Origin of the sequence: Dokdonia sinensis, assembly GCF_003688895.1 — a bacterium.
GTDB classification, from domain to species: domain Bacteria; phylum Bacteroidota; class Bacteroidia; order Flavobacteriales; family Flavobacteriaceae; genus Dokdonia; species Dokdonia sinensis.
This window is the reverse complement of record NZ_REFV01000009.1, coordinates 27,925-48,260: the sequence shown is the minus strand read 5'-3', so window position 1 is coordinate 48,260 and position 20,336 is coordinate 27,925. Positions and strand designations below refer to the sequence as shown.

Annotated in this window: 24 protein-coding genes; 4 read left to right on the top strand and 20 right to left on the bottom strand. The window is 39.5% G+C overall.

Annotated elements, in window-relative coordinates:
* Positions 1-37: 37 nt before the first annotated feature.
* From atpH to EAX61_RS10140, 10 genes are all read right to left on the bottom strand, one after another.
* The gene (gene atpH / locus EAX61_RS10185; RefSeq protein WP_121917589.1) at positions 38-574 is read right to left on the bottom strand and encodes an ATP synthase F1 subunit delta; all 537 of its coding nucleotides are present in this window, start codon (positions 572-574) and stop codon (positions 38-40) included.
* A gap of 73 nt (positions 575-647) precedes the next feature.
* Positions 648-1,148, bottom strand: coding sequence for a F0F1 ATP synthase subunit B (locus tag EAX61_RS10180; RefSeq protein WP_121917588.1), 501 nt, complete (start codon positions 1,146-1,148; stop codon positions 648-650).
* Positions 1,149-1,246: 98 nt separating this feature from the next.
* On the bottom strand, positions 1,247-1,471 hold the full coding sequence (gene atpE, locus EAX61_RS10175) for an ATP synthase F0 subunit C (protein WP_283806744.1): 225 nt from the start codon (positions 1,469-1,471) through the stop codon (positions 1,247-1,249).
* 42 nt (positions 1,472-1,513) lie between these two features.
* Positions 1,514-2,728 carry a F0F1 ATP synthase subunit A gene (gene atpB / locus EAX61_RS10170; RefSeq protein ID WP_121917587.1) on the bottom strand — a complete coding sequence of 405 codons (1,215 nt, stop codon included), beginning with the start codon at positions 2,726-2,728 and terminating at the stop codon, positions 1,514-1,516.
* A gap of 86 nt (positions 2,729-2,814) precedes the next feature.
* Positions 2,815-3,213: a DUF6168 family protein gene (locus EAX61_RS10165; protein WP_121917586.1), complete on the bottom strand. Its 399-nt coding sequence runs from the start codon at positions 3,211-3,213 to the stop codon at positions 2,815-2,817.
* Between the two features lie 3 nt (positions 3,214-3,216).
* Positions 3,217-3,432 (bottom strand): AtpZ/AtpI family protein, encoded by a 216-nt coding sequence (locus EAX61_RS10160; RefSeq protein WP_121917585.1) that lies wholly within the window; start codon positions 3,430-3,432, stop codon positions 3,217-3,219.
* Positions 3,401-3,808, bottom strand: a complete 408-nt coding sequence (locus EAX61_RS10155; RefSeq protein ID WP_121917584.1) for a bactofilin family protein — start codon at positions 3,806-3,808, stop codon at positions 3,401-3,403. The genes EAX61_RS10160 and EAX61_RS10155 overlap by 32 nt, the downstream gene beginning before the upstream one ends.
* A gap of 24 nt (positions 3,809-3,832) precedes the next feature.
* Positions 3,833-6,403 carry a type IX secretion system periplasmic lipoprotein PorW/SprE gene (porW, locus tag EAX61_RS10150; protein WP_236642023.1) on the bottom strand — a complete coding sequence of 857 codons (2,571 nt, stop codon included), beginning with the start codon at positions 6,401-6,403 and terminating at the stop codon, positions 3,833-3,835.
* 327 nt (positions 6,404-6,730) lie between these two features.
* Complete coding sequence (locus EAX61_RS10145) at positions 6,731-7,459, bottom strand: ABC transporter ATP-binding protein (protein ID WP_121917583.1); 729 nt, start codon at positions 7,457-7,459, stop codon at positions 6,731-6,733.
* A 3-nt stretch (positions 7,460-7,462) separates the two neighbouring features.
* Entirely contained in the window at positions 7,463-8,932 is a 1,470-nt protein-coding gene (locus EAX61_RS10140; protein WP_121917582.1) for a DUF5687 family protein, read from the bottom strand.
* A 91-nt stretch (positions 8,933-9,023) separates the two neighbouring features.
* Between EAX61_RS10140 and EAX61_RS10135 the strand changes: the two genes are divergently transcribed.
* The 3 genes from EAX61_RS10135 (at position 9,024) to EAX61_RS10125 (ending at position 11,280) form a co-directional block, all read left to right on the top strand.
* Positions 9,024-10,085 carry a ferredoxin--NADP reductase gene (locus EAX61_RS10135; protein WP_121917581.1) on the top strand — a complete coding sequence of 354 codons (1,062 nt, stop codon included), beginning with the start codon at positions 9,024-9,026 and terminating at the stop codon, positions 10,083-10,085.
* A 242-nt stretch (positions 10,086-10,327) separates the two neighbouring features.
* The gene (locus tag EAX61_RS10130) at positions 10,328-10,621 is read left to right on the top strand and encodes a hypothetical protein (RefSeq protein WP_121917580.1); all 294 of its coding nucleotides are present in this window, start codon (positions 10,328-10,330) and stop codon (positions 10,619-10,621) included.
* Positions 10,618-11,280: an ABC transporter ATP-binding protein gene (locus EAX61_RS10125; RefSeq protein ID WP_121917579.1), complete on the top strand. Its 663-nt coding sequence runs from the start codon at positions 10,618-10,620 to the stop codon at positions 11,278-11,280. The genes EAX61_RS10130 and EAX61_RS10125 overlap by 4 nt, the downstream gene beginning before the upstream one ends.
* Before the next feature lie 201 nt (positions 11,281-11,481).
* On the opposite strand, the gene EAX61_RS10120 is transcribed toward EAX61_RS10125, so the two are convergent.
* The 6 genes from EAX61_RS10120 to EAX61_RS10095 form a co-directional block, all read right to left on the bottom strand.
* Positions 11,482-12,435 (bottom strand): NAD(P)H-dependent flavin oxidoreductase, encoded by a 954-nt coding sequence (locus EAX61_RS10120; RefSeq protein ID WP_121917578.1) that lies wholly within the window; start codon positions 12,433-12,435, stop codon positions 11,482-11,484.
* Positions 12,436-12,494: 59 nt separating this feature from the next.
* Entirely contained in the window at positions 12,495-13,508 is a 1,014-nt protein-coding gene (locus EAX61_RS10115; RefSeq protein ID WP_121917577.1) for a glycosyltransferase family 9 protein, read from the bottom strand.
* A gap of 108 nt (positions 13,509-13,616) precedes the next feature.
* Positions 13,617-14,228: a DUF4254 domain-containing protein gene (locus EAX61_RS10110; RefSeq protein ID WP_121917576.1), complete on the bottom strand. Its 612-nt coding sequence runs from the start codon at positions 14,226-14,228 to the stop codon at positions 13,617-13,619.
* 2 nt (positions 14,229-14,230) lie between these two features.
* Positions 14,231-15,244, bottom strand: a complete 1,014-nt coding sequence (locus EAX61_RS10105) for a DNA adenine methylase (RefSeq protein ID WP_121917575.1) — start codon at positions 15,242-15,244, stop codon at positions 14,231-14,233.
* Positions 15,241-15,894, bottom strand: a complete 654-nt coding sequence (locus EAX61_RS10100) for a hypothetical protein (protein ID WP_121917574.1) — start codon at positions 15,892-15,894, stop codon at positions 15,241-15,243. Before EAX61_RS10100 ends, EAX61_RS10105 begins: the two co-directional genes overlap by 4 nt.
* Positions 15,894-16,820 carry a hypothetical protein gene (locus tag EAX61_RS10095; protein ID WP_121917573.1) on the bottom strand — a complete coding sequence of 309 codons (927 nt, stop codon included), beginning with the start codon at positions 16,818-16,820 and terminating at the stop codon, positions 15,894-15,896. The genes EAX61_RS10100 and EAX61_RS10095 overlap by 1 nt, the downstream gene beginning before the upstream one ends.
* 85 nt (positions 16,821-16,905) lie before the next feature.
* Here EAX61_RS10095 and EAX61_RS10090 point away from each other — a divergent pair, with 85 nt between their 5' ends.
* Positions 16,906-17,169, top strand: a complete 264-nt coding sequence (locus EAX61_RS10090; protein WP_121917572.1) for a DUF6341 family protein — start codon at positions 16,906-16,908, stop codon at positions 17,167-17,169.
* Between the two features lie 92 nt (positions 17,170-17,261).
* Here the strand turns inward: EAX61_RS10090 and purD are convergent, their stop codons facing one another.
* From purD to EAX61_RS10070, 4 genes are all read right to left on the bottom strand, one after another.
* Positions 17,262-18,530 carry a phosphoribosylamine--glycine ligase gene (gene purD / locus EAX61_RS10085; RefSeq protein WP_121917571.1) on the bottom strand — a complete coding sequence of 423 codons (1,269 nt, stop codon included), beginning with the start codon at positions 18,528-18,530 and terminating at the stop codon, positions 17,262-17,264.
* 202 nt (positions 18,531-18,732) lie between these two features.
* Positions 18,733-19,530 carry a WG repeat-containing protein gene (locus EAX61_RS10080; RefSeq protein ID WP_161555217.1) on the bottom strand — a complete coding sequence of 266 codons (798 nt, stop codon included), beginning with the start codon at positions 19,528-19,530 and terminating at the stop codon, positions 18,733-18,735.
* A 118-nt stretch (positions 19,531-19,648) separates the two neighbouring features.
* The gene (locus EAX61_RS10075; RefSeq protein ID WP_121917569.1) at positions 19,649-19,951 is read right to left on the bottom strand and encodes a HigA family addiction module antitoxin; all 303 of its coding nucleotides are present in this window, start codon (positions 19,949-19,951) and stop codon (positions 19,649-19,651) included.
* A gap of 11 nt (positions 19,952-19,962) precedes the next feature.
* Complete coding sequence (locus tag EAX61_RS10070; protein WP_121917568.1) at positions 19,963-20,244, bottom strand: type II toxin-antitoxin system RelE/ParE family toxin; 282 nt, start codon at positions 20,242-20,244, stop codon at positions 19,963-19,965.
* Positions 20,245-20,336 lie beyond the last annotated feature (92 nt).

The window sequence follows — 20,336 nt, the reverse complement described above, 5'->3', positions numbered from 1 at the left end:
CGACTTCGCTCAGGGTGCGATTTAGTCTCCAGGACTATTATAAACTATTTGAAAATTCTCTTTTTAATTTGCCTAACTGGCTAGCGATACTTGCATTGTACTGCGTATCTCCCACACGGAGGATGAACCCACCAATGATGGTCTCATCTACCTCATTTGTAAGCGTCACTTTTGTGCTTCCCGTGAGTTCAGTCACTTTTGCAAGTACTTTTGCTTCCAACTCTGCTGTGAGCGGAACTGCGGTGGTAACCGTGGCAGCCTTGATGTTATTTGCTTTATTATACTCTGTAATAAAACTAGCTGCTACACCTCCTAAAAGATCTGCTCTACTATTGTCTACAAGAACGTCTACAAGACCTAAAGTCTCTGGAGTACTCTGTCCAAAAACCTGTCTAAGAATTGCTTTTTTATCAGTTGCTTTAATGATAGGACTGTTAAGCGCATCACGAAGTTCTTTACTTCCTTCTAGTGTAGCTGTAACAGAGTTCATATCACTTAAAACAGCATCCACACTTCCTTTATCTTTTGCAAGATCCAGAATTGCTTTTGCGTATCGTATTGCTGCTCTACTCATATTAATTGCCCGCGCGAGCGAGTGATTTTGTCATATCTGCAAAAGCAGATATCTCATTAATCAACTTAAATTCTTAATTTAAAGTCGCTTTCCCTAGCATATCTTCTACTAGGCTCAATTGCTTTTGCTTGTCTGAAAGTTCGCTTTTAACCACCTTCTCTGCAATCTCTACAGATAGTGAAGCTACTTGACTCTTAAGATCTGCAATGGCGCTCTTGCGCTCTGCCTCAATCGCTGCTTGTGCTTGTGCAACCATTTTATCTGCTTCTGCTTGAGCTTCTCCCTTAGCATCTTCGATCATCTTATTTTTGATATCACGAGCATCTTTAAGCATTGCCTCACGCTCTGCACGTGCTTCTGTAAGAAGCTTCTGGTTATCTGCCTGAAGATTTGCCATTTCTTTTTTAGCATTCTCTGCAGCATCTAAAGCCCCTTGAATTCCTTCTTCACGCTCATTAAGAGCATTCATAATAGGTTTCCAAGCAAATTTTACCATGAGAAAAATAAGCAGTAGGAAAAGAATTGTCTGTTTTACAAACAAGTCAAGCGAAAAATTATTTAATAACTGGTCCATCTTAAAGTGGTTCTGTAAATTGTAATTTGTCTAATTGATAAAACGCAGCTCCTGTAACCAACCGTTACAGGAGGTTGCGTTTTTAGTTTTGAAATGGATTACTTTCCTAAGAAAAGTGCACCAAATGCAAGACCTTCTAAAAGTGCAGCGATAATAATCATCGCAGTCTGGATCTTGTTAGTAGCCTCAGGCTGACGTGCAATACCTTCCATTGCAGATCCACCAATTTTACCAAGACCGATACCAGCTCCAATAACGATTAATCCAGCTCCAACTAAGTTAGGAACCATAGGCGTTACTTCTTGTACTAATGCTAAAGACATAATAGTGTGTATAAATAATAATTAAACAAATAAAATTCTCTTCTAGGTGAAATCTCTGCGCACCGCCTCGGTGTCTTCGATTACGTTACCGTGCTCATCGTGCAATACCTCATCGTGGTGATCATCTGCAACCGCCATCCCGATAAATAATGCTGAGAGCATTGTAAAAATATAGGCTTGAAGAAATGCTACAAGCACCTCGATAAGCGTGATAAAAAATGATAATACAATAGATAAAGTGGTAGATCCCACAATACTCATAGACTCTTGGAAGCTAATCCCGATAGCGATCAAACTCATTACTACGATGTGACCTGCGGATATATTTGCAAAGAGACGCACAAGTAGTGAGAATGGCTTAATTACTAATGTTCCTGCTAATTCTATAATCGCAAGAACTGGTCTTATTAAAACAGGTACTCCGGGCATCCATAAGATGTGACCCCAGAAATGCTTGTTCCCGCTAAATATATAAACTACTAGAGTTATGATCGCTAAAGCCGCGGTAACTGCAAGCTGTCCTGTAACATTAAACCCAAATGGCATAAGCCCCATTAAGTTCAAGATCCAGATAAAGAAGAATACTGTAAGTAAATATCCTGTAAATCTTCTGTACTGATCCCCAATGTTAGGCTTTGCAATCTCGTCACGCACATACACCACGAGTGGCTCAAGTACACGAGCAAAACCTGTAGGGATTTGTTTCTTTTTATACTGTCTGGCAAGTCCTGAGAACCACCATAGCATTAAAAGTCCTACGATAAGAATACCGAGAACACTTTTAGTAATTGACAAATCAAAAGGAGTTGAAGCGTTTGTAGCGTGGTGCTGTTCATCAAACTTTACTTCTGTCGCTCCAGCCTCAAGCTCATAAATTTTACCGTGATTTCTCACAAATTTACTTCCGTTCTTATCCACAATTACTTTTCCTTCATCATCGTGATGAAAAGCAGAAGACATAAACGCGGTAAATCCGTTTTCTCCCCATAACATTACTGGAAGCGGAAAACCTACGTGGTGCTCCTCGCCATTGTCTGAAAAATATGAAAACAAATGAAAGTCGTGAGAATCCTTAAGGTGATGCTGAATATACTCTTCAATCTCTTCCTTAGTATTTACTGGGTCACCTTTTTGCCCATCTTTTCCAGAGTCCGCTACTTCAACTGCGCTCAGCACAGGTTTCGCGAAAGCGTAAAAAGGAACGCAAAGAACGAGTAATAAAGTAAAAAGCGTAATTGATTTTGATGCTACCTTCATTCCTATATTTTCAATAAATAACGTGGCCTAAAATTCTGTGCAAAAGTACTCATTTTCTTGAAAATAAAATACAAAACTTAATTATTTCAATTATCTGTGCTTCTGTTCAGTATTTTAACAATTACTAAGACCTCAAAAAAGATAAAAATGAAGATGGGAATAAGCAATGAAAGACTGTCTGCCTTACTCAAAACAACGCTTGAAAACAGTATACCCCTAAAAATTACACAAAACATCATAATCTTTACTGCCATCGAACCTAGATATAAAAACCCAAGTTGGTCTTTATATTGATTTGTAAGTGAAGCGAGTAATTCGACGGAAACAACAAGAATTAAAGATGCTATTGCCTGAAATGCATAGACATTATACAGATTAAATGGATGTACTATGTGGAGAGCGTTTATGGTAAACTTATGAAGATTATAAGTAGCCAGAAACAATGCAATTGCTATACCTATATATAAGAGTAGTTTTTTAACCAATGCTTATTTATTAAGTTGCATTACCGCTTTAATGACTATATACATCGCAAGGAAAACTGCGAGCATTGTACAAACGCCCTCGAGATACGTTTTTTCAAATTTTGAATCTAGCCAAGAACCAAGAAGATTTCCTAGAAATATAGTGCCTCCCATCTGGATGGCAATGGTAGAAAATTTTGCCCAGTTTTTAAGCGGAGCGTTCTCCTTGTTTTGTGGCATCTTTTTCTAAAGATTTTACGCTTCCTTTCATCACACAAGAAGCATTAAATGTAGCTCCTGGCTCAACAGACAGTTTCCCTACAGTGACTTCACCTTCTATATGCGCGGCGGCTTTAAGCGACAGCAGGTTGCTTACGGTTAAAGTTCCCTCTACTTTACCCTCGATATCTGCGTCGTTACACACGAGTGAGCCTTTAACATACCCGGACCTACCGATAACAACCTTGTTGGGAGTATTTACATTTCCCACAATCTCTCCGTCTATGCGAAAACCACCTTCTGAAACAATATCTCCCGTAATTTTTGAACCTTCGCTTATTCGGTTCTGATTATTTGTGAGGTTGGGACTTTTGTCTTTTTTATTGTCTGAAAACATAGTTTAGGGGTTTAAAAAAATGGTTTACTCGGTATACTCGTCTAGATTCTTATGTAGCTGTATGATTTTATAATTATCTGAAGAAATTACTTGGCTCGGATTAGTAATGCGATAATCTTTATTGGTTGCCAGTAACTCTGCAAGACCGCCTCCCTTAGATTGTGACTCTAAGTAGTGTATTACTACAAATGTTTGTGCCTCGCTATAGTTGTCTAGAGTCGTTTCATAATTCGTCAACCCTAGTTCTTCAATGGCTTCGTTAATGCGTTTTTGTACAGCAAGCGCTTCTTCCTTATTTGATGCATCAAAAGGATAAATTACTTTCCAGTTAACAGAATCTGCAGCGGGCACAAAATCTTTAGAAGCGAGTGCAGGGATGGATGTTTGTAATAAGGATTGAGCCTTCTTTCCTTCTTCAGAACGTGGGTACGTTAAGTATACAAACTCAAGCGCGGCTTTGTAAGCATCGTATCCTTTATATCTTCCTAGGGCTGTGGCTTTGAGTAGTTCAAACTTTGGCACAAATGGATCACCGTAAAACCGATTGATGTTGTCATCTAGCTTTGAGATTAATGGACCGTAATTTTGTGATTGAAAATCACGATAGAGATTATTATAAATAGCTTCAGCACTTTCGGCATCTTGTTCTAGAGCTACATCTGGATTGTTCAGGATTGCTGCATATCGGGAATCTCCATAGTTTGATGTAATGTCGGATTTTGTGGATTCCGCTTTCGCGAAAGCGTCCATCTCCTTATACACTTGATACAGATTGTACTTCGTAGGTAATATCAAGCGTTCTTCTGGACCGAAGGTTAACAAAGTCTCTAGCTTATCTGCCGAACGTGGATACTCCTTAAATTTTTCTTTGTAAATGATCCCTAATTGATAGTAGGCATTATCGCGTTCTCTCTTAAGACTATCTAAAGATTTTTCTCCTGTGGGAATGGTTGCTAGAAATGTGTCTACATTCAAGTCTTTTTCAAAATCAGCCTGAGCTACGAGGTCTACAGGGGTGCCACTTCCGTCAAGTTTTGTACGTTGTTTGGATGAGAGCCTCCAATTGTCCTCATTTACACGTTTACCCCATCGTCTTAGAAAGTCTTGCTTTCCATATGCTACGGCCGTAGGGTTATAAAAGAAGAACTCTCCTATCTGGCTGGTCCCAGCTGTCCCTTTTGTGCGCCCCTTTGCTCCCTTAGTTCCTTTTGCTCCAGCCGTTGCATTATCCTTAGTAAAGAACTCATTATTACGTATAATTTCGGACTTGCGTATAGAATCTTGCTTTCTACGTTCTTTCAGCTCCTTGATATAGTTTTCAAAGAAAGCACGCTGCTCATCTTCTGTCATCGAGGCTATACGCATAATACTATCATTGCGTTGTGCAAGCGTTTCATAAGTGATAACGTCTGTGAGGTTCTCACGTTTCTTACGTATACCTCTGTACTCACGAGTTCGACTTTTGAGCCTAGATAATGTGCTGTCGTAGTATGCTCCTGCAAGTTGATACTCAGCATTATTAAAATTGTACTCTGCAAGTGAAAGGTAGTCTCTAGAAATAAGGTAACCATCCTGCCCGTTTGCACGTAGTGAGCGGTTGTATAGCGCTATGGCACTATCCTCCAGGCCTACATTCATATAGTACTCTGCTTTGGTGTAGTAAAGCTTATCTAAATAAGGTCTGTTCTCACGATTTTGTTCTAGTTCTTCAATCCACTCCAAGAGGGCAAGTTCATCACCATTCTCATAATCGAAGTTCTTGATTTTTTCTATCTGGGCATTTATCCAGTACTTTCTCGGGATACGACGATTTAAGTCAATAACTTCATCAAAGGCGAGGTTTGCACTGTCCTTAAATTCTAATTTGTTATAAAGTTGCCCTTTGATATAGTTGTATCTCCCTTCTTCCTCTACTTTACGAGTGAGTCTTGCGGCATCCTTGATGTATGCTAAAGCTGTGTCGCTATGTCCTAAATTTAAAAATGCTTGACTTAGCATAGCATAAGCATCTGCTTGGTCTTGGTCTGATAGTTTCTTTTCGACCTTAAAAAGTTTGCGTAGGTTATCTATAGCTAGCTCATTGTTATTAAGTCTAATATTTGTTTTTTCCTTCCAGATTTTTGCTTGAGCAATATTATTGCTCGCAGGATAAAATTGTAGTATATAGTTAAATGACTCTAATGCTGGGATAAATCTCTGCGAGTAATATCTGGATTTTCCTAAAAGAATGAAGGCTTCATCCATTTGAGGATTGTTCTCTTCCCCATCTATTTTCATTGAGTGGCGTTGTATCGCCTTAATTGCTTTTTCCTCTGCGCGGTCAAAGTCTGGGCTCTTGCTCTCTCCGGGTTTTGTAATATCTTCAAAAATCTCAAGACGCTCCACGGGTAGCACGTCCCAATAATCATCCTGATAGGAGTTGGCAAGCCCATCGAGACCTTTTTCTAGCGCTACATCACCATTGTACAACGTATTGTACTCTGCGGTTACCGCGTGAAAGTTTCGACTTAAAAAAGTATCCTTTTTACGAGAACACCCAGCTATAGATGCTCCGATGACTAGGGCGATGAAGGTATAAAGTACGTATTGTTTCAAACCAGATTGCTATTTAGGATAAAAACAGTAAAATACTGCTTTTAGTATCGCAGTTGGTAAAAATACGTTTCTTTTTGAAAAAATGTGGTTTTGAGTGTTAGAATTGCTTCAGGAAGGCTGTGTACAAAGACTTTAATAATATTTCTATACTTTTTCTAGAAATTGATTTGTACTACATTTTAAAAAAGGGGGCATTTACCCCTATTGCAATAATATACCCCATCTTATATTTGTGCAAGCAAAGAAGGGTTATCCTTTTGCGCTATAAGTTGGGGGACTTATATTACGGCTATCTTAACAGATAGCCGTTTTTTATGTCTACACGTGTTATTCTTCTACCTCCAGCGCTGCCTGCGCTTCTGCTCCAGAGAAGTAGCGCTCTAAGTCTTTAAGCGTTTCAGGAGAAGTCATAATATCTTTAATTTGATTTCCTTTTTCTAGTACTACGATGCGCTCGCAAACCTCTGTTACGTGTTGCAAGTCGTGACTGGACACCAAAACGGTCACGTCACGATCTGTTGCCATTTTCTTTATAATTCCCTTTAAACGAATTTGTGTTGTCGGATCAAGGTTTGCAAATGGCTCGTCTAAAATGATAACCTCTGGATTACCAATCAAGGTTGCCACAATTCCTACCTTCTTTTGATTTCCTTTCGATAAATCTCTCAAGTATTTTCTTTTCCCAATAATCTCATCGTTAAAGAAGTCCTCAAAACTCGCTAGCAATGCATCAACGTCTGCTTTATTTTGACCTCTTAAATCCCCTATGAAATAGAAATATTCTTCTGGCGTAAGATATCCTATGAGGAAAGACTCATCTATAAAAGATGCTGTATGTGATTTCCACGATTCGTTCTCGTGTACTTTATACTCACCATTTTGAATAAATCCGGTGGTAGGTTGTATCAAGTCGAGCAAGCAACTAAATAATGTCGTTTTACCAGCACCATTGTTTCCCACAAGACCAAATGATTGCCCTTTAGGAATTTCAATATGTTCCAAGTTTAAAACAGTAACTCCGTTATAGGTCTTTGATAAATTATCTATAGTAATCATAATCTAGTTGTTTTGTTTGTAAGCAGCGATGGTTTTGTACTTCTCGCTTTTATAAATTTTTATAATCTGATTAAAAACCTTGTCTCTAAAGGCAAAGCCTATCAATCCAGCAATTGCAACGAGTGCGTACCCAAAAACAGGTCCCAGTGTAAAATGCCCGATTGCATACAGCGCCATAGGCCCTAGCATTTTAGGTAGACTAATAAGGAGCGTCTTGATGTTGAACGAACTCTTGTCGCCAAAAGCTTTCTTGCCACTCGTTAAATCTATAGGTGTCTTTATAAAAGCTCCTCCTAGTAATACGAGGTGTGCATTCACACCCATATTAAAAACAGCTCCCACGAGTATTGCTAGATAGGTTTCCCATCCAAAATACAAGTAAGGCAAACAAATTACAGTCGAAATTCCCGTTGCGATAACAACAAGCCACCACTTAGACTGCAAGTATTCTTTGTATTTAATATTCTGTGTCATCATAAGCGGATAGTAGGCACTATCCCAACTAGGAACAAACTGCCCGAAGCTGAACAAAAATCCTCCCGTCACAAAAACCGCTGCAAACATCCTCCAGAAAGGCCCGTCGTAAACCTCGATAGCATTGCCAAAAAACAATAGTCCATAAAACAAGAACAGCACACTCATAAAAACGGTCGTTTTAGAGCGTTTGTTTCTTTTAATAAGTTTGATATCATTCTTTAAAAACACCGAAATCTTACCAAAACGGTTCAACCAGTCCAGATTCTCATTCGTCGCAATATTCTCTTTTTTTGCCAGTCCTGCGTCCAGATACATCCTGCTGTTGAAATAGCTAAAAGCATATTTTATGATCCCAAACAGTACGATAAGCGGGAAAATAAGCATCCACGGTTTCTCATAGAGTCCTTGAAAATAAGGTTGTGTAAAGGTGGTCAGGTCAAAATAACCGTAATATTGTAACCCTCCAAAAACAGCAAACACTAGCCCCAGCAACACTACAAATACCGTCTTATCATTCAAGAATACATTAATAAAGTTATTAATATAAATCATTGCCAGCATCCCAAGGTGCCAAGTGATAACGCCTAATGGATTATACCCTTGTACAAGCAAGATGATACTAAACGGAATAAAGAAAAATGCATACATCCAGTTAAAGAAGGATACTGCCGTTTTCCCAAGTGCATAGTTTACAATCTTACTTTTCTTAAACGGCATCAAGAGCAGCGGCTTGATATTTACAATAGGCATTTTTTGGAAAAAATACCTAATCACTAAATCGCCTACAAAAAAGTAAATCAAAAACTGATTGATTTTAGATAAGGGCTCAAATCCAGCCTTTTCTAATCCAAAGAATAAGCCAATTCCCATCCCTGCAAAGACGAATATGAAGTATAACGCTCCCAGTCCCATCAGGATTTTAAGCGCGAGATTCGTCTTAAAGGAAGCACTCCTTATAAAGGATTTCCATTCCAGACTTATAAATTTTTTAATCATTGCTCTTGTGGTTATTTCGAGTCATTAGTGTTTCATCTATTCATATTGTTACAAAAAGATGTGGCATTCGTATTTTTGCAAAAAAAATAATATGGCACAATTCCATTCGCTAAAAATACAAACCATTACCCGAGAAACAGATAAAGCCGTTTCCATCGCTTTTGGTATTCCAGATAATTTAAAAGACACCTTCGCTTTTAAAGCAGGTCAGTATATCACCCTTAAAACAAGAATCAACGGAGAAGAAATACGCCGGGCCTACTCCCTGTGCAGTACCCCGCAAAGTGGCTTGCTCAAAGTTTCGGTAAAAGAAGTTGAAGATGGCACTTTTTCTAAGTATGCAAACCGCGATTTAAAAGAAGGCGACACGATGGAAGTTCACCCTCCAGAGGGTAAATTTATCTTTGATGATGCCGCTTTCGCGAAAGCGGACACCACAACCTTCGCCGCCTTTGCCGCAGGTTCAGGGATTACGCCCGTGTTATCGATTATAAAAACAGCCCTTGCTCAGTTGCCAAACAGTAAGTTCGTTCTCGTTTATGGGAACAAAACACCAGACGACACCATCTTTAGAGATGAACTGCTTGCATTAAAAGAGCAGTATAAGGGTCGATTTTCCATAGAATTTATATACAGCCAGTCGCGTGAGGATGGAGCGCACTTTGGACGTATCATGAAGTCTACCGTAAATTTTGTGGTTAAGAATAAATATGCCGAGCATAACTTTGGCGCTTACTACCTCTGTGGGCCAGAACCTATGATAAAGGAAGTGAGTAAAGTGCTCAAGGAAAACGGAGCTTCTGACGATAAAATCCATTTCGAACTTTTTACTCCTTCCGAAGATGCGGGAAGTGTAGAAGCTGTTCTGGACGGTCAGACAGCCATAAAAGTGATTGTGGATGATGAAGAATTTGAGTTTACAATGAAGCAAGAAGACCTTATTTTGGACGCCGCGCTCGACCAAGACATAGATGCCCCACACTCCTGTCAGGGCGGAATATGCAGTAGCTGTATCGCAAGAATCACCGAAGGCACCGCCGAAATGGCAAAAAATCAAATCCTAACAGATAGTGAAGTCGCCGAAGGTTTGATTCTCACTTGTCAAGCGCATCCTACGAGTGCAAAAGTGGTAGTAAATTATGATGAAGTGTAGGCGAGTCGCTACGCTCGAAATCGAAATCGAACCTGAAATCGAAGTCGAAGTCGAAAAAACGACGTAGGACTTGATGGCTGGCGCTATCTGATATATGACGTACGACCTCTAGCGCGCCTTTGTAAGGCGTGCTTTTTTTGTGCGCATTTAAAATGCGCTAAAATTACGCACTAGATAAGTGATTTCAGTTTTCGAATTCAATTTTGAGTTCGATTTCATTGCGCTTTCTCTATTTTTATACAATGTGGACATACTATCGCGATGTAACCTTATACACCCTTGCCATCTGTTTCTTTTTGGGAATTGCAAGTTCCGGCGCTTTTGACAGTTTTGCTGGCGGATTGCTCAATATGTGCGTCATTTTTGGCGTTTTCGGGACAGGTTTAGGTGTTTTAGCCTTTTCTTATTTCCAAAAACAACAGTATTATATGTACCATAATCTAGGTTTTACGAAGAAGGACCTCATCCTAAGAACGTGGGGAATTAATTTAGGCATCGGTATCCTAATCGCACTTTTAATAGCTATGTGGATATGAATAGCGTCCTTAAATTATATTATGCCCGTAAATCTTTTGGTTCAAAAAAGGTATTGACCAATGTTTCTTTTGAGCTCGCTCAAGGCGAAATTATAGGCATCTTCGGGCGCAACGGGAGCGGGAAGTCTACCTTGCTAAAAATGCTCTTCGGAACTTTAAAAGCAGATGCGCTGGACGTGCGCATTAACAATCTGCCAGTCAAACAATCACAAATCATTACCGAACAGCACATCGGGTACTTACCACAAGACAATTTCTTGCCCAAGCATTTAAAGGTTCGTGATGTGATTCCGCTGTTTTTTTCAGCTGGGGAAGAACAAGATTTGATTTTTAGAGCACCCTTTATTGAGCGCATCGCCAAAACTAAAATTGGTCTCCTGTCTATGGGAGAGCGACGTTACCTTGAGTTACTGCTTGTGGCACATTTACCGCATCCCTTTTTACTTTTGGATGAACCGTTCTCTATGATAGAACCCTTATACAAAGAAGAAATCAAGAAGTTTTTGATTTCGCTTAAGGCAAAAAAAGGCATCGTTCTTACAGATCACTATTACCCAGATGTTCTAGAAGTATCAGACAGGAATATCGTGCTTGTCAATGGGGAGAGCACTCCTGCTGCGGGTGAGAAAGCGCTAATGGAGTTGGGGTATTTGAGATGATATAAGCTCGTCCTTTCGATGGAGGAACGACGAGAAATCTCATTACAATGAGCAGGTATTAGTAAGCGCGTTTCCTTAGTTTTTTTCCTGGAGCTTATGATGTGATTTCTCCTCCCGAAGTCTCGGGAGTCGAAATGAAGGAAAAGTAGATTTCCGCTCCTTCGACTGCGCTAAGCACAGGTTTCGCGAAAGCGTAAAAACCTAGATAAACCTTTTAATTATTGTAGCCACCGGCTCAATCGCCTTGGTCTCCTCAATGGTAGGTCCTGCCACCCAAACAGTTTTATACGTGGCTCCCTGCGCTGCCTTGCGGGTGTCATTCATACCCTTAGCAAAACGTATCATCTTTACCCACTTCTTGAGCTTTTTGTTCTTGTTTAGGATTTTCTCAATCCACGTTTGTTTTGTACCTATTTTCTGGACATAAGGCGTGTTGATGACAGTACACGGAGTTCCAGAAATCTTTTGGGTCATTACAATATCTTCTGCGCCATAATCTACGCAAGCCTGTTTATACTCCTGAGAAACAGGAGCTTCTTCTGAGGCAATAAATGGACTTCCTATGCTCGCTCCTATCGCCCCGTAGGACATCATTCTCTCAAGATCTTCCTTGTTACTCACTCCTCCTGCAGAAATTACTGGAATAGCGCAGTTTTCGTCTAGTTCGCGTATGAGCGCCTCAGGGCTTATGTTTCCACGATGCCCACCTGCTTGATTATTTACCGCAACGAGCGCGTCACAACCCATTTCCTCAACTTTTTTTGAATAAGCAAGGTCAGTAACATCACATAAAACCTTAATTCCTTTGGGTTTTGCCATTTCTATCACCTTGCGTGGCGAACCTAACGAAGTAATAATAAAATCTACGCCCAGTTCACAAGCCGTTGCGAGCTGATCTGGATATTTTGTGTTTGATTTATTGACTATCAAGTTAATTCCGAAGGAACCTCCAGGGACTTTGGCGGCCTTCAATTCTTTAATGGCAGCTTCCAGCTCAGGAATCGTACGATAATTAAGCGCAGGGACACAGGCGGCGATGCCTTGTTCCATTCCCGCCTTGAGCATTGCAACATTAGACACCAGAAACATAGGTGCCATAATGATAGGATGCTTTATACCGAGCATTTCTTGAAGTGATGTTTTCTTGCTAGCCATTATCTATGATTTTAGGTACCCAAAGATAGTGATAAATGTATTATGCGTGCATAACAAAATTAGAGCAATGATGTGACTTTTTTGACAACAGTTTCTGGAACAATCGTACGCATCACGTCTTCATATCCATCTGGAACTTTATTACCAAACACAGATGTCGGAATAAGCGGATATTGCTCACGGTCTGAGACTAAACAATGCTCCTCTTGGCCAAATGGTGCAAAACCAGCATACGGGTGAGTTACTCCCCAAAGCGTAACTGTAGGCACGCCGTACATTGCCGCAAGATGCCCGTTACCACTATCCATACTGAGCATTACATCGAGATGTGCAATAAGATTCAGCTCTTCTTCAAAGGATAATAACCCTCCTAGAACCGTCACACTGGTACAACTCTCTGAAAGTCCATCTAGTGTACTCGACTCCTTAGGTGAGCCAAAGAGAAAAATGCTCACATCACCCGACGAGTCTAAATCCTCAATAACTTCCTGAATTAACTCAAGTGGATATTGTTTGCCTTCGTGCGCTGCAAATGGTGCAATACCCATCCATTTTCCTTTATATGGCTCTGTAAATGCTTTTACAACTGGTAACATTTGAGGTTTAGGCAGTGCCCTAGGAACAACATCTAGGTAACCTTGCTTTTTAAATGCCTCCACATAACGCTCAATAGTGGTCTCCAGCTGTTCAAAAACCTTGTTATGTGCTCTAGTGAGTGCTTTTTTTGCTGTACGTCCTTTTGTGATTCTCGTTCCAGGAACTCTTAGGAATTTCCTGAGCATCTTAGAGCGCAATACGTTATGTAAATCCACCACAGCAGTTAGATTTTGCTGTTTGAGTTGGCTCGAGAGTCTTAATATTCCAGGGATTCCCTTGTGTTGTTCTTCTACCTCGGCGGGAATGAAGGTGGCGCCTGGGATTGCTTCTACTAAGGGTTTAAAAAAAGGTTTGGACAGGAAAGAAATTTTTACTTCTGGGTACGCTTTCGCGAAAGCGTAAACTACAGGCGCGCACATCGCTACATCTCCCATTGCAGAGAGGCGGATGATGAGGATGTGTGGTTGAGTTGCCATATCGAGCCGCCAATTTTTTCCCCCGACCCTAAAGGGAGAAAATTGGCTCAATATAGTTAATCATTTGAGAAAAGGTCAATGCGTATATTATCTCAAATGAGGTTAAGACTATTTCTTTACGTTTCTCAACACAGGGTTGAGTTCGTCATCATTGTACATCTTCATTTGCTTGTATACTTTCATATACTTGTCTCCGTGAGCAATATCATTTAATAAGGTGTCGATAGCGGTGGAAAGGTCTACGCGTTGTTCAAGAAGAATGTACAGTTTTTTCTGGCAGGCCTCGCGGTGTGCATCTGTGGCATTCTCGCGAGTAGCTTCCTCTTGCATATGATATACCTTCAAGGCTAAAATCGAGAGGCGATCTATACCCCAAGCCGGACTTTCTGTGTTGATGGTTGCTCCATCTTTTACAGTGACATCTTTATATTTTTCTAAAAAATAGCTGTCTATATACTCCACCATATCTGTACGATCCTGATTAGACGCGTCTATTTTACGCTTAAGTGTGAGTGCTGCAACAGGATCTATCTGAGGGTCACGTATGATATCCTCATAATGCCATTGTACGGTGTCTATCCAGCATTTTCTATATAAAAGATGGGCTAGGAGGTCGTCGTTCTTATCATATTTATTTTTAAAAGGTTGGTCGACAGTATTTACTACGTGGTAGGTGTCGATGGCTTCTTTAAAAATGGCGTTTGCTTTTTCTGAAAACATAATTACTTCTCTAAAATGTGTAAATATTCTATGGTACTGCTTGCTTTATGGTTTCGGCTTTCTGTCTTATCTGCTTTGAACCGTTGATATGTGGTGGTTGCCAAATCATACCTGCCATACTTTTCAAGTGTACTTCGTATTACTTCTGAGGACATTAGACCCTCATTGTTATAACTCAAGAAAATATACTTGAATTGTGCGTTTTTTATTAAGGACTCAAAGGCTTCTTCGACCTTTACCTTGCTACAATACGCGCTTTTATTGTAGGCGGGCAATCCCGTTTTACCTACGGGTGCAAAGGTATCATATTTTGCAATAGTATTGAGCAGATGGTAGTTTGCACCGTACTGTCGCGCATTGTATGGCGGATCCAGGTAAAGGATGTCACCGTTTATCTTTTTTATAAGCGTGTTTGCATCTTCATTATACACCTCATTACTTTGATTAGTGTTACTTAATATTTCAAATAGATCCTGTTCTTGCCAATGAAGTACCAAGGGCTTCTGTGCTGTTTTCTTTAAGCCTTTGAGATAAGCACCATACACAGATGCCGTGTTTGCTACCTTATCTGCCGCCTCTAGTAAAACTGTGAGCAACCAATAGAATGTTCCCTTATCAATAGCTCCGTCAGTTTTCCACTTTTCTATTTTTAGCCGGACAGCATCTATTTTTTGGGCATTTTCTTGAGAGAAATAATTACGTCCTGCCTCGCCATATGCTCCATATTCAGACGCAATAAAACCTGAAATTCCTTTTAAGTTATTGAGCTCAGACAATAATTCTCTATGATAAATAGAAGTGTCGTTATTCAGAAATGTGCTATTGAGAATATAGCTGTAATATTCCAGATCGTTTGCAATGACTTTAGCTACTTTATCCTTAAAATTTCGGCCAACACTTCCCGTCCCGGCAAATAAATCGCAGAAGGTTTTCTCAGTCAAATCATCGCCACAAACGTTGTGTACCGTCTGAGTTATAAAAGGAGCGAGCGTATGTTTAGAACCTATATAATTCATCCTTCTATCCAAATGATGTCTGCCAGCGTTTCCTTACCAGCTTCAAGTTCGAATTTTATGGTATTTGCTGGAGTTTTGGTCGTACAATAGTTTTGTATGATGGGACGTATTTTTTCTATTTCGGCTTTTAGTTTGTAATGTGACCCGTCTTTGGCGTGACACACTAGGAAGATGCGGTTATTGAGATGGTGGCGCTGTCCCGCGCTTTGGTGCTGGTAAAACCAGCTTATGAGGTGTCTTTTGTTTGCTTTCGCGAAAGCGTACCTATCCTCACTACCTTCTAAATAGCGCTTAGGAAAAACACTTGTCTTTAAGTCAAACCGCTCTCCCAGCCAGCGGAAATCATAGTGATCCTCCAGCGGTTTAGGGTTAGGTGCAAAACCAGGCATACTTGTAAAAATTTGTTCTGTAGCCATGGCGCTCCAGAAATTGTACCAGCGATTTACGGCGTAATAAAAGAAAGGTTCTTCGTCAAAATTATTCTGAAGTCGAGCGCTTTTAATTTCGGTCAGCAAGTCATTCCAGGCGTCTATTTTATAGATAAATTTTGTAGCATTATCCCAGTGGTTATTCTGTTTCTGAAACCACTTGTTCTCGTACGGCAATCTTTTTTTGAGTTCGCGCTCTATATGTGATAGATTATACTGCATTAACTCAAATACAAGATCAAAAATGGTAATAATATGATAACTCCAAGAAAGAGATCTTTAAAAATTTTCCCTTTTGCTTTTTCCAGATAATTTGCTGTAATAATGCATAGTGCTGGGATGAAGAAATACCACTCATCTCCATTTTTAGAAGGGGCAAGTATGGTCAACGTTAACCCTACGCCTGCGATTACAATAATGAGAATGTAAACAGGTGCTTGCTTCATTGCTGCCGCTTGGTACCCTCTGATGTAATTAAAAATTGTCCAGGCAAAAATTCCAATAAAAAAGGAAATTGCTATGAGAATGGCTCCTTCATTATACCCAGAAAATTCAAATGAAATTGGGTCATAAAACTGCCATATAAATGATGTGTTGTCGTTCATATAGAGCACGTAGCAGGTTTTAAAAATGGCTACGCAGCCGGCTCCAATAATGGGTATAAACCAATATCTAAAGTTATATGCCACAAAAATAAGAATCCCGAAATATAGCACTCCGTAAAATAAGATGCTCCAAAAATAAAAAAGTGAGGCAATCCCGATCCAGAAAGCTGCATCAAATATTTTACGCTCTACCGCTAGTCCTGAACGCAATGAGATGATACGCCTTATTGCGAGGAGTACACACATCCCAGCAACAAGCACTTGAGTATTTACCAAGGCTGTTGGAATTGCAGCAGTAAATGCAGCAAACAAAATGATTTTAAAAGCATTACGCTTAGTTAGATCATTCTTTTGAGCAACAAAATTAAGAACAAACATTGTAAAAATATAAAGCAACCAAAATCCCGAAACTCTGGTAATTTCTGAAGCGTTTACATCTAAGGTAAATGCTCCAAGATTTGCCAGAAAATAGGTCACGGTCATATAGCAAATAACAATAATGAGCGTTGCAGGTTTTGTGCTGCCAAAAAAGCTTGTGAGCATAGTGGGATTTATCTATTTTTGCAGTTCTAGAAACGATTGTTTCTGAAACAAAGCTAAGATACTTTTATCGTAAACACATATAATTATGAGCTGGAGAGATTTTTTTTACGGGATTCAAGACATCGGGGAGGCATTACTTATCGACCCGTTTGATAAAATACGTGCTTTTGAGCTAGAAAACTGGTGGGGTGCAAACCTTGTAAATTGGGTATTTCTTCTCATTCTCATCGTAGCGCTAACCTACTGGATGTTGGAAATAAAAAAATACAATGAACTCAATGATGAAGATCGCGAGGCAAAAGCCCACGGTTTCTTAGGAAATGATAGCGACTTAGAGTCTAAGCATTAATATAGGCTTTACTTAAAACAAAAAATGGCTTCACAATGTGAGGCCATTTTTTTGTTGTCTTCTTATGTATAACGCTTTCGCGAAAGTGTTCCCTACAAATCAAAGCCTATATCTGTTCTGTAATTCATTTTATCGAAAGAAAGTTTCTTTACATTCTTATAAGACGTTTTTAAAGCTTCTCTAAAATCTTTGTCAAAAGAAGTCACAGCTATCACTCTTCCTCCATTTGTAACCACTTTTCCATCCTTCTCTGTTGTTCCTGCGTGAAAAACTAAGGAGTCTTCGATAGTTTCCAGACCGCTTATTTCCTTTCCTTTTTCGTAGGCTTCTGGATAGCCTCCTGAGACTATCATTACCGTTGTTGCACTGCGCTCGTCCAGTTCAAAGGTTTGGGTATGTAGTTCTTCTTTTGAAACTGCTTGAAAAAGCTCGACTAAATCGCTCTTAATACGTGGTAATACGACCTCCGTTTCTGGATCGCCCATACGGACGTTGTATTCGATTACTTTTGGGTCATCGCCTACTTTAATCAAGCCAATGAAGATGAAGCCTTTGTACTCTATATTTTCTTTAGCAAGCCCGTCTACCGTAGGTTTTACGATGCGGTCTTCTATTTTTTTCATAAAAGCGTCATCTGCAAAGGGTACTGGACTTATAGCTCCCATTCCTCCCGTATTTAAACCTTTATCGCCTTCTCCTATGCGTTTATAATCCTTAGCTGTAGGAAGGACTTTATAGCTTTTTCCATCCGTAAGAACGAAGACGCTTAGTTCAATACCATCAAGAAACTCCTCGATGACTACGGTGTTACTGGCTTCGCCAAATTTCCCTCCCAGCATCGCTGCAAGCTCTTTTTTGGCCTCTTCTAAGTCTTGAATAATAAGCACGCCCTTACCCGCGGCAAGCCCGTCGGCTTTTAGAACATATGGTGGATTTAGTGTTTCTAGAAATTTTTGCCCAGCTTCCAACGTTTCTGGTGTAAATGCTTCGTAGGCTGCCGTAGGAATGTTGTGCGCCATCATAAACTCCTTTGCACGCTCCTTGCTTCCCTCCAGGGTTGCTCCTTCTTTAGAAGGTCCGATAACAGCAACGTTTTTAAGCTGCTCGTCATCCCTAAAAAAGTCATACACTCCTTGAACCAAGGGATCTTCCGGCCCCACAACAACCATCTCGATATTTTCCCTAATTACAAATTCCTTAATCGCAGGAAAGTCCGTCACGCTTATGGCGACATTGGTGGCGATTTGTGCTGTCCCAGCATTTCCAGGAGCAACAAAGACATTGCCTGCCAGAGGGCTTTGCTTGATTGTATATGTAAAGGTGTGTTCTCTCCCGCCGGAGCCTAGGATTAAGATGTTCATCAGTAGTGGTGTTATGTGTCTTGCGCAAAAATAGGCGTTACGGTAGGTAAAAAGAAATTTGAGCGTGGAAAAAGGGAATTTGGGGTTTTGGGGCTATTTTGCCTTTCTATTGCCTCGTCAGATTAATCTTAATAAAATGGAAAAGATTTTGGGGTAGGGTTCAGGCGGGAGTGGTGTCTTTTATACTGGTGTTGTGATGCGCTTATTCCGCCCTAATTACATTTCCTTTTCGGTCAATAAATATATGTTTTCCACTAAAATGGTATCCTTCCCAATAATCTGCTATTCCGTTTGAATATCCGTTAAAAAAATAAAACTCTCCAGTAAATACTATTTTACCACTTTTATCAATTATTTCATTGGCCCAACCACCATTAGCCATATCAAAGGGTTGAGAGTTTACTGCACAAAGACCTTCAGAAAAATTGTAAACACTTTTGTATTTTGGTTCAATGACTTGATTCCCTTCTTTGTCGATAAATCCCCATTTTTCGTTTAATTGTATTGCAGCGAAATTATCAGAAAATACTTGAGTATTTTCAAATATAGGTTTAATAATCAGTTCGTTTTCAATATTTATAAAACCCCATTTACCATCTATTTGAACAGATGCCATTTCTTCATTGAAATCTTTCGTTTCATCATATTGATAATCAATAATTAGATTTCCTTTACGGTCAATAAAGCCCCATTTGTCATTTTTCTTATGGCGAATATATTTATACTCCAGATTTGAATATACTGTGCCTGGAAATTCTCCGTATTCGACAAGTTCATTTCCTTTACTATTAATGATTGTCCAGCCTGCATCAGTTGAAACTAATGCCAATCCTTGATTAAAAACAGAGGCGTGTTTGTACATTGGTTTTACAATTATTTCTCCTTCCGCATTTTTATATCCATTCAATCTACTGTCGTCTTGAAATTTGATTAAGTTTTCTTGCTGTCCGAAAGTTAGAGCAAAAATTAAATTAAAAATTAAAATCAGATGTGTTTTCATTGATGACGAATGTTTTTTTAATGCTCCACAACAACTTATATCATACATATATCGGAACATACTTAGGTTATAAGCTACTCTTTGTTATCATCATACCATAAAGATAAACCAATCCCATTTAAGCAACGTTCTTATTTTCATACTGTTCTATCTCGTTCAACTCTTCCGCCTTGTTTACTTTTTCTTCTTCGATGTCAAAATCGTCTTGAATTCCAAGCCAGAATTTAGCAGAGTTTCCAAAATATTTACTCAAGCGTAAAGCAGTATCTGCCGTTATGCGACGGTTGCCTTTTACAATTTCTGAAATTCTCGTTTGTGGTATTTTCAAGTCTTTTGAAAGTCGGTAAGCCGTAATACCTAAAGGCTCAAGAAATTCACAACGTAAGATTTCGCCAGGGTGAACATTTGCTAACTTTTCCATTTTATTTTTCTTTAGTGATAATCAATAATTTCAACTTCGCTCGCATTCCCGTTGTCCCATTGAAATATTATTCGCCATTGTCTATTTATGCGGATGCTATAAAATCCACTTAAATTTCCAGTTAGTTTTTCCAGTCGATTTGAAGGTGGTATTCTTAAATCAGCAATATCTTGCGAATTATTCAACATCCTTAATTTTCGACGTCCAACGTTCTGTATTTCAATCGGCATTTTTTTAACCCGAATACCATTCCAAATTTGTTCGGTCTGTTTCGAGCCAAAAGAAATAATCATAGTTTTGCTTTACGTTACTAACGTCAAAGGTAGGAATAATATTTGTTCTTTTTAAATAGTTCCATTAATTGGAAGCACGCATTCCGCCTTTA

Bases quoted from the DNA above. Each gene is read 5' to 3' on its own strand.
- atpB (WP_121917587.1), bottom strand. From the start codon at position 2,728: ATGAAGGTAGCATCAAAATCAATTACGCTTTTTACTTTATTACTCGTT.
- EAX61_RS10120 (WP_121917578.1), bottom strand. From the start codon at position 12,435: ATGGCTAGCAAGAAAACATCACTTCAAGAAATGCTCGGTATAAAGCAT.
- EAX61_RS10115 (WP_121917577.1), bottom strand. From the start codon at position 13,508: ATGGCAACTCAACCACACATCCTCATCATCCGCCTCTCTGCAATGGGA.
- EAX61_RS10095 (WP_121917573.1), bottom strand. From the start codon at position 16,820: ATGCTCACAAGCTTTTTTGGCAGCACAAAACCTGCAACGCTCATTATT.
- EAX61_RS10160 (WP_121917585.1), bottom strand. From the start codon at position 3,432: ATGCCACAAAACAAGGAGAACGCTCCGCTTAAAAACTGGGCAAAATTT.
- EAX61_RS10075 (WP_121917569.1), bottom strand. From the start codon at position 19,951: ATGGAAAAGTTAGCAAATGTTCACCCTGGCGAAATCTTACGTTGTGAA.
- EAX61_RS10130 (WP_121917580.1), top strand. From the start codon at position 10,328: ATGTGGACATACTATCGCGATGTAACCTTATACACCCTTGCCATCTGT.
- atpH (WP_121917589.1), bottom strand. From the start codon at position 574: ATGAGTAGAGCAGCAATACGATACGCAAAAGCAATTCTGGATCTTGCA.
- EAX61_RS10155 (WP_121917584.1), bottom strand. From the start codon at position 3,808: ATGTTTTCAGACAATAAAAAAGACAAAAGTCCCAACCTCACAAATAAT.
- EAX61_RS10140 (WP_121917582.1), bottom strand. From the start codon at position 8,932: ATGATTAAAAAATTTATAAGTCTGGAATGGAAATCCTTTATAAGGAGT.
- EAX61_RS10110 (WP_121917576.1), bottom strand. From the start codon at position 14,228: ATGTTTTCAGAAAAAGCAAACGCCATTTTTAAAGAAGCCATCGACACC.
- EAX61_RS10070 (WP_121917568.1), bottom strand. From the start codon at position 20,244: ATGATTATTTCTTTTGGCTCGAAACAGACCGAACAAATTTGGAATGGT.
- EAX61_RS10125 (WP_121917579.1), top strand. From the start codon at position 10,618: ATGAATAGCGTCCTTAAATTATATTATGCCCGTAAATCTTTTGGTTCA.
- EAX61_RS10135 (WP_121917581.1), top strand. From the start codon at position 9,024: ATGGCACAATTCCATTCGCTAAAAATACAAACCATTACCCGAGAAACA.
- atpE (WP_283806744.1), bottom strand. From the start codon at position 1,471: ATGTCTTTAGCATTAGTACAAGAAGTAACGCCTATGGTTCCTAACTTA.
- purD (WP_121917571.1), bottom strand. From the start codon at position 18,530: ATGAACATCTTAATCCTAGGCTCCGGCGGGAGAGAACACACCTTTACA.
- EAX61_RS10105 (WP_121917575.1), bottom strand. From the start codon at position 15,244: ATGAATTATATAGGTTCTAAACATACGCTCGCTCCTTTTATAACTCAG.
- EAX61_RS10100 (WP_121917574.1), bottom strand. From the start codon at position 15,894: ATGCAGTATAATCTATCACATATAGAGCGCGAACTCAAAAAAAGATTG.
- EAX61_RS10090 (WP_121917572.1), top strand. From the start codon at position 16,906: ATGAGCTGGAGAGATTTTTTTTACGGGATTCAAGACATCGGGGAGGCA.
- EAX61_RS10180 (WP_121917588.1), bottom strand. From the start codon at position 1,148: ATGGACCAGTTATTAAATAATTTTTCGCTTGACTTGTTTGTAAAACAG.
- EAX61_RS10080 (WP_161555217.1), bottom strand. From the start codon at position 19,530: ATGAAAACACATCTGATTTTAATTTTTAATTTAATTTTTGCTCTAACT.
- EAX61_RS10145 (WP_121917583.1), bottom strand. From the start codon at position 7,459: ATGATTACTATAGATAATTTATCAAAGACCTATAACGGAGTTACTGTT.